At 49.9% G+C, this 7827-nt stretch carries 6 protein-coding genes; 1 reads left to right on the forward strand and 5 read right to left on the reverse strand.

Going from position 1 to position 7827, the window contains the following annotated elements:
- Positions 1-290: 290 nt before the first annotated feature.
- The 4 genes from ABYW01_RS09080 to ABYW01_RS09095 all read right to left on the reverse strand — a co-directional run bounded on the left by ABYW01_RS09080 (position 291) and on the right by ABYW01_RS09095 (position 5702).
- Positions 291-3905: an EAL domain-containing protein gene (locus ABYW01_RS09080; protein ID WP_372832211.1), complete on the reverse strand. Its 3615-nt coding sequence runs from the start codon at positions 3903-3905 to the stop codon at positions 291-293.
- 210 nt (positions 3906-4115) lie between these two features.
- Positions 4116-5009, reverse strand: coding sequence for a pseudouridine synthase (locus ABYW01_RS09085; RefSeq protein ID WP_372832212.1), 894 nt, complete (start codon positions 5007-5009; stop codon positions 4116-4118).
- Between the two features lie 86 nt (positions 5010-5095).
- Entirely contained in the window at positions 5096-5287 is a 192-nt protein-coding gene (locus ABYW01_RS09090) for a CPXCG motif-containing cysteine-rich protein (protein ID WP_372832213.1), read from the reverse strand.
- Between the two features lie 31 nt (positions 5288-5318).
- On the reverse strand, positions 5319-5702 hold the full coding sequence (locus tag ABYW01_RS09095; protein ID WP_372832214.1) for a DOPA 4,5-dioxygenase family protein: 384 nt from the start codon (positions 5700-5702) through the stop codon (positions 5319-5321).
- Between the two features lie 157 nt (positions 5703-5859).
- On the opposite strand from ABYW01_RS09095, the gene ABYW01_RS09100 reads away from it, so the two are divergent.
- Positions 5860-7470 carry a methyl-accepting chemotaxis protein gene (locus ABYW01_RS09100; protein ID WP_372832215.1) on the forward strand — a complete coding sequence of 537 codons (1611 nt, stop codon included), beginning with the start codon at positions 5860-5862 and terminating at the stop codon, positions 7468-7470.
- Positions 7471-7570: 100 nt separating this feature from the next.
- On the opposite strand, the gene ABYW01_RS09105 is transcribed toward ABYW01_RS09100, so the two are convergent.
- Positions 7571-7827: EAL domain-containing protein (locus ABYW01_RS09105; protein WP_372832217.1), on the reverse strand; the 257-nt coding region annotated here is incomplete at its 5' end.

A 7827-nucleotide genomic window follows, 5' to 3' on the forward strand; every position in this document is an offset into this window, starting at 1 on the left:
GATAGATCACTACATCGGGCGGCATACAGCCATAACTGTCTTCCCCTTGACCATGTTGTTCTCGAACGGCCTGCGACAGATGGATACGATCACCAAACAGAGGGGCCAGGTCGTTAACCAAAACCTGCAAGTCAGACTGAAGAAAAGGCCGTTTTACGCGACTCATAAGCACCTCCCGTGCTTCGCTTATTCTTATTCTTTTCCTGCATACTACCCCAGTATGCTTCTAAGACGCAGCATCCAGATCAACGTAAAACCCAGACAAGGGTCTTCGGGTTTCTGAATCGCCCTCAGAATACCGGCGATTCCTCCGCCACCCTATTTAACAACTTATCGCCTGTCATCGGTTTACCCAGCAAATAGCCTTGCGCAAAGTCACACCCCTTATACCTCAGCATCTCCAGGTTTTCGGTGGTTTCCACGCCTTCACCAATCAATTGCAGATCAAGATTTTTTGCCAGATTTACGATCGTATCCACCAACATGCGGGATGACTTATTCTCATTAACTTGTTGTACGAAGGAGCGGTCAATCTTGATAAAGTCGATGGGCAACTGCGTCAGGTAACTCAGAGACGAGTAGCCGGTCCCAAAATCATCAATCGCAATGGTCGCACCACTATTTTTCAGTTTGTTCAGTACACATAATGCTTTGTCCGGCCCATCGATCAACATCCGTTCGGTTATCTCAATGGTGAGATCGATCCGTGATGCAACATCCATTGCCAAATTCAGCCAACTTTTCATAGCAGACTCTGTAGAAGAAAATACCCGAGGGGATACATTCACCGACAGCGCAATCCGCCGCCCGGTAATCTGCTCCAAGCGATAGATAAAATCGCCCGCCTCGGCCAGAACAAAACGATCGATCTCATTAACCAAACTGGTCTCTTCCGCCAAAGCAATAAACTCTGATGGCGGAATTTCACAACCGTCAGTATCACGCCAGCGCACCAGAGCCTCACACTTGGTGGTTTCCCCGGACCTAAGATCAATGATGGGTTGGTATACAACATACAGCTGTTTGTCGGCGATCGCCTGCTGCAGACGGGTGTAGAGCTTATGACGATTCTCTGAGCGCTCCTGCATGGCATGCGTGAAGTACTGGCAACCGTTACGCCCGTTGCGCTTGACCTCGTACATTGCGTAGTCAGCTTTCGATATCAGATCGTCTGCTTCGACGCCATCGTCGGGGAATACAGAAATTCCAATACTGGCACCACAATAGATCTGGCGATCCATAATTGCGTACGGTTTTCGTATCTCGGAAAGAAGTTTCTCTGCGACATCAATAGGCGCATATTCATTGGTGATCTGGCGCAACACAACGGTAAACTCATCACCGCTTATACGGGCCACGAAGTCGGATTCCCGCAAACTATTGCGAATTCGCTGAGCGACACTTTGCAGTAATTTGTCACCTGCAACATGACCGTAGTTGTCATTCACTGGCTTAAATTTGTCCAGATCAATAAACAATACGGCAAGCTGGGTATTGGTACGCTGGGCCGCAGCTACCGACCATCTCAGGTTTTCGTAAAAGTAGGAACGGTTGGGTAACCCGGTTAGCAGGTCATAGTTCGCCTGCCGTTCTACCACCTCACTGAACTTCTTACGCTCGGTAATATCCTGCACCGCACCGGTGACTTCATACTGCCCGCTATCTCGCAGCTGTGCGTTTCCGATCCAACGAATCCAGCGGTGCTCTGTGCCGGTAATATTAAGGCTAAGTTCGATATCGAAGGATTGTCCCTGCTCCATCGCATCCAGCAACGCCAACCTCAATTTGTTGGCCTGATGCTCATCAAACAATCCAAGGACACTTTCCATACTCCAGCCGTGCTCGCGCTCGGAGATGCCCAAAATACTGGATGCGTGGCTACTCCAGTGCAATTGAGACGCACCCGCCGGAATCTTCCAGCCGTTGATATGCGCCACTTTACTCATCTCACGTAGCAAGCCTTCGTTATCGTGAATCTTTTGCTCGAACAACCGCTGAGCATCGATCTGTCGTCGCTGCCACAATAGGAACAGAAACAGTAGAAATGCCAACGATGCAGCAAAACCACGTAACCACACGACTCCTTGGCGATTGTAATTCCAGCCCTCTTTCGGACGCGCAGAAAATTGCCAGGTTCCATCACCGACACGAATCGTTGATTTCAGTGAGCGAGGATCATCAAACAATGAACTGTCACCATAGAACGTCTCACCGTTGCGGCCTAAGCCATCACGTCCACGAATAGCAATATCGACAGAAATATCCGGCTCAAACAGCCCCGCTTTTCGGTACAGGTCGTTGGCCAAGAACGGTGCTGACAGAATGCCCCAGAAATACTCTTCTCCAAATTCATCAACCGACTTCACACCGGCGCGCGCGACAAAGGCCATCCCCCCTTGAACTAGATCAATCGGGCCGGCAACCGCCAAACGGCCATTATTGCGCACGCGCATCACAACATCTAATTGGTCTGCCTTGGTCCGATAATCAAGCCCAAGCGCCCGCTTATTTCCCTTTAGCGGATAAACCAACTCGATGACCATATCAGGCGCAGCGGCCAGATTGATCAACAAGGGCTCCTGACGAAAGATCGCTTCGCTATACCGATTGAACTGCATTTGATCAATGTCGGGATTGACGGCGACATGCGCCGACATACCACTGACATATGCCAAATTACGGTTCACGATGCCTGACATATTCGCAGCAACTGCATTCAGCTGCTGCAGCACGTCTACTTCCAGGTCTTTGAAATGATCCCGCTCCAACTGTGCCTCGACACTCTGCTCAGCCACATAGATCACCCCCAGAGCCAAAAGATAGAGCAGCCAGACATACTTAAGACGTCGCCCATAGTAGAAGCTGCATAGCAGCAACAGACCAAGGCCGATCAACACTAGTGTTTGTGTACTGCTGACATCCAGCTCATCGGCGCTATTGATATCGAATATAAGGTCATCAACATCCATATCTTTCTTGATCATTCCTATAGCGCGCAGGTTGCTGATCATTCGCTCCCAACGCAGGCTATTATTATGACCAATCTCAGTGTAGGGGTACGCCATATAGGTATCAATGACGTCGGCAAAAGCCAGGTTATAGCCTTCTAAATCCTGATAACTAAACAAATACCGGGGTAACTCACGAGCGATTCGCTGTGCAATTTCCTCTTTATTCGTGAGGGCATATTCCCAGCCTTTCAGGCTGGCGCGCACAAAACGGTCGACTTTGTCCGGATCGGATTTAATTACACGCTGGTGGGTAAACAAGGTATCGCCGTAAAAATCCAAGCCAAACTCGGATGGCGAGAGTTCATGTAATGAAATGCCTCGCTCACGCGCCTCATACTGGGCAGAAATACTGTACGTCGCGATAGCCTGGGCTTTGTTCTCTAAAAGCGTACTAATAGTGGGAGGGTCATCGACAAATCGGGTATCGGCGAGATCAATATTGCGGGAGTGAAAAAGTGCCTGCACTTCCGCAAGGGTAAAATCGTCAAAAGGGGTCGCGACAGTCAATTTTGCAAGATCGTCTACACTGGTCAGTCGGGTACCCTGCAGTGAAAAAACAGAATGAGGGCTGCGCTGAAAGATGGGTGCAAGCACAACGAGATCTTCACCCCGGTCGCGATGGACAAGGATATCCAACGCGCCAATCGCAAAATCCGCTTCACCAGATACCAACTCTTTTACCGGTGCTTTTAACTGTCCATCGGCTCCGGAGGCAGGCCGTATCTCTACGTCCAGTCCTGCTTCGTCGTAATATCCTTGCCAGAGAGCCGCATAATATCCGGCAAATTGGAATTCGTGTTCCCACTTCAGCTGCAATACAACCTTGTCGTTACCATGTGCTACTTGAATACATAGCAGCAACGCAACAAACCACCTCAAGGTACTACCAATCATCAAACAACACCTTCGTTCAGCTAATTCGCTGAGATACAATCTTTCAACATACTATCAGGCGCACCAAACACACGCCAACCGGGCAATTGACTTTGATCGTGTCGCGGTACTCAAAAATTTACCGATTGATGGAAACTCTCAATTCCATTTAGGATTGAACGCTAAAAAACCAAAATTAATGCTAGTGACTTACCTCGTTTCTAGTATGCGCTAGCCTGTCCAGTTTAATAGGCGGGTCGAAGTGAAGTGACGCGGTTTACCTGTAACCGGATCGTTAAACGCAACTTCACGCGCAAGCAGTTGCAAAGGTTTGCTGTAATCGTCAGCCGCCTGAGGCAGTGCAACGGGATACAATCGATCATTCTCCAACGGGTACCCTAAACTCTCCATATGTACACGCAGTTGGTGGGTTTTACCGGTGAGTGGGCTCAATTCGAAAAGAGCACGCCCTGATCGCACCTTCAAACAGCTCACCGTTGAACGGGCATTGATAGCTCCATCCTTAATCGCCATGCGGAACCACTGCTCAGCCTTTTCCATCCGGTTTTCAATCAGCCATCGCCGCCCCACGAGTGAATCATCGTTACAGGCAGCAACCGCATGATAGGTTTTCTTAACTGTCCCCTCCGCGAACATCTGTTGATAACAACCACGCGTATCCGGATTGACTGAAAACATCACCAACCCTGCCGTATCACGATCAATACGATGTATGGGTGTGAGTGCTTTGATACCCGTCTGCTGGCGCAATCGATTCAGCAAACACTGCTCTACATAGACGCCCCCCGGGGTAACAGGCAGGAAGTGAGGCTTACACGCCACCAACAGCTCGTTGTCCTGAAAGATCACCGTCTCTTCAAACGGAATAACAGGCTCATCGGGTACATCCCGGTAGTACAGGACCTTTGTGTTGGCTTTAAAAGGAGTATTTTCGTCAATTAGGCTTTTATCCTCCCAATGCACGTAACCCTGCCGCATGCGTTCACACCAGATCTCTTCAGGTATTTGCGGGAAACGGGCGACAAGAAACGCTAATACCGTCACATGTTGATCGGTGTTTTGGGTGGGAGTAACAGCGGTTGAGGGGTAAAGGGAGCGGCCCATTCTGGCACCTGAACTGAGAGTGAAGTCGGAATTTTGATGGCAAGAATAACATCTTTTTGCGGATGCTTACCGATGATACCTGCGTATTACTCGTTTTCGTGACTGAGCTGAACCTGAGGCCATCCCTCATTATCAACGCTTACACTGACATTAATAGGACGACAGCAGACTTCGCAGTCTTCTATGTACTGCTGTTGAGGCACCGAGCAATCCACCAGCAACGTGATGACTTCACCGCAGCACGGACACTCACTGGATACTTCTTCTTGCAGGTTCATTCATTAACCTCTGCCCATGTGTCCCGGAGGCTCAACCCGTGCGCCCGATCTCATCGCCAAAAATCGCAGTATTCAGATCAAGCTCACCCCCTAACCAAAATGCTCCCGCAGTATGATCTAGCAGATCGTTTCCTCCGGTACAGCAGTGTACCAGTATGGATAAAGACCCTCTCACAGACATCAACCAGGGTAATATCTCAGCCATTACTTTTTTGTCGAACGCAACCTGGTACATCGGCAATGGATGCGGCCCGACGGGCTCATCACGCCAGCGCCCGAGCACCACATCAAATCGTGCTTCAATGACTTCACGAATTTTCGCGGCAACCTGACGCTGATTCTGATCACGATAATAAATATGGGCGTGATACCCTTCAATATGAGTCGGGTCGAAGCTTTGATCAGGTATATTCATCCAATTACCTCTGTAAGGTGGTTGCGATTTACTGAAATCTGTACAAAATCTATAGATTACAGTTGGTTATTGTCAGTTTCGTGGCTTCTTGGTGAAGCCGATGAGACAGGTCTCTCTAATAATGCGTGCAAAAGCATAGTAATAAAGGAAGCAACAGATGGCGAAGATTTTCGGATCTATCAGTACCAAGGTCTTTTTAGGATATGCCGCCGTGCTGGTGATCACCGTGATCGCTGCATTCGCACTAACCAATACAACACGCTCCGTTCAAAGCGAGGTAACAACCTTTGTTGACCGCACCCTACCTCAGCTCAGTCAGCTGGAACGCATCAGCGCATCGGTTGGTAAATTGGAGATCGCAGCCTATTCGCTGTATGGCACAACCATCGACGTGGCAACGTATGACCAACGCCGCGACACCATCAATCAAGTACGCGGCCAAGCCGTTCGCGCCTTACAATCCAGCGGCGGCATCCGTCTTGAGGGCCTGTCCCGTAGCTTGAATGATATGGACCAGTCTCTGGATCAACTGCGCAATACGATGTCCGCAGACACGATCAATTGGGATAGTGCACGTAACGAACTCGGCACGCTCTCCGCAAATGCCAGCACCGCGCTAGAACAGCTCAGTCAGATTAATACACAAGTGAGCAAATCGGCCAGCGACAGCTCGATGACCATCATCGACGATATGGCCGGAACCGTGCAGCTGATTATTTTACTGGTATCAAGCATTGTGATCGTTGCCCTGCTTGCTTATATCTTTGCCCGCAAGCAAGTGGCCAACCCGATCAGTGAACTGGCAACCGGCTTGCTAAAAGTATCTCGTGATCAGGATCTGACCATTCAGCTGCCTCAGACAAGCGGCGATGAAGTCGGCCGAGCATCCAGCAGCATCAACGAGTTACTGGAACTGTTCCGCAACGGCATGGCTGAAGTATCCAGCGCCACCAAAGGCATCAGTACCTCCGTCACGTCACTCACCGATACAGCATCCAATTCAGATCAGGCAATCAATCACCTGAATCAGCAGATCGACAACCTGATGGATGTCATGATGCAGCTTGAACAGCAGATAGAACGCGGCGTTGAACGTTCCGCACTGGCTTCAGAGTCTGCCCGCAAAGGCGCGTCAGAGGTTAAGTCTGGTGCCGGTGAAGTTGAACGCACTTCGGCCAGTATTGAAGCGTTAGCGGGTGATATTGAAACAACGGCTAGCATGTTAATGGAGTTGCGTGATGCCGGCGACCAAGTTTCCAGTGTCGTCAGCACCATTGCGGATATCGCTGATCAAACCAACCTTCTCGCTCTCAACGCAGCAATCGAAGCCGCCCGTGCTGGCGAATCCGGTCGAGGCTTTGCGGTCGTTGCCGACGAGGTGCGTACTCTGGCGACACGTACTCACCAGTCGACTGTTGAGATCAACGCTATGTTGGAAACCATTGTTTCCTCTATTACTGCATCCATGAATACGATGGAATCCAACCAATCCAAGGCAAGGGATTCAGTACAGCTCGCACAGGCAACTGTCGAAAGTTTGTCTTCTATCCAACACACCATTCACAGCCTGAGCGGCGAATGCGAAGAAGCGGCCACGCTGGCAAGTGACGCGCGCAATGATATGGAAGAAGTGCGGGGTAAAGTTCAGCAGTTTAAATCACTCGGCAGTACGGTCGTCGAGGGTAGCCGGGCAACACAAAATGCTTCAGCATCGTTGTCTCAGCTGGCGAACAACCTACAGAGCATGACTTCTCGGTTTAAGGTTTGATTTGACGCATTAGACCAACTGACTTACAAGGGCAACCTATCATAGCGTTGCCCTTTTTGTTTCCGTTAATTTCACGGTCCCCTGCCCCATCCTGACAGTTTCAGTGATCCCAGAGCAATTCCAGATCAAGTCGCGGGGAACTCAGAAATTGAGTGCGATATAAAAATCCTTGCACGAAATCCAACGGGTAATCCTGTAAACGCATGAGCTGCGCTTCGGTTTCAACGCCCTCCAGTACGGTTTTTCGGCCACTGGCACGCGCGAACGTTAGCAAATGACGAAAGAGTCGTTCGTAATCAGGCTCCTCCAGCATCGCGACCCAACGCCTATCAAACTTCATATAGTCCACCGCCACCA

Source organism: Pontibacterium sp., from assembly GCF_041587635.1.
GTDB lineage: Bacteria > Pseudomonadota > Gammaproteobacteria > Pseudomonadales > Balneatricaceae > Pontibacterium.

Bases quoted from the DNA above. Each gene is read 5' to 3' on its own strand.
- ABYW01_RS09095 (WP_372832214.1), bottom strand. From the start codon at position 5,702: ATGAATATACCTGATCAAAGCTTCGACCCGACTCATATTGAAGGGTAT.
- ABYW01_RS09080 (WP_372832211.1), bottom strand. From the start codon at position 3,905: ATGATTGGTAGTACCTTGAGGTGGTTTGTTGCGTTGCTGCTATGTATT.
- ABYW01_RS09100 (WP_372832215.1), top strand. From the start codon at position 5,860: ATGGCGAAGATTTTCGGATCTATCAGTACCAAGGTCTTTTTAGGATAT.
- ABYW01_RS09085 (WP_372832212.1), bottom strand. From the start codon at position 5,009: ATGGGCCGCTCCCTTTACCCCTCAACCGCTGTTACTCCCACCCAAAAC.
- ABYW01_RS09090 (WP_372832213.1), bottom strand. From the start codon at position 5,287: ATGAACCTGCAAGAAGAAGTATCCAGTGAGTGTCCGTGCTGCGGTGAA.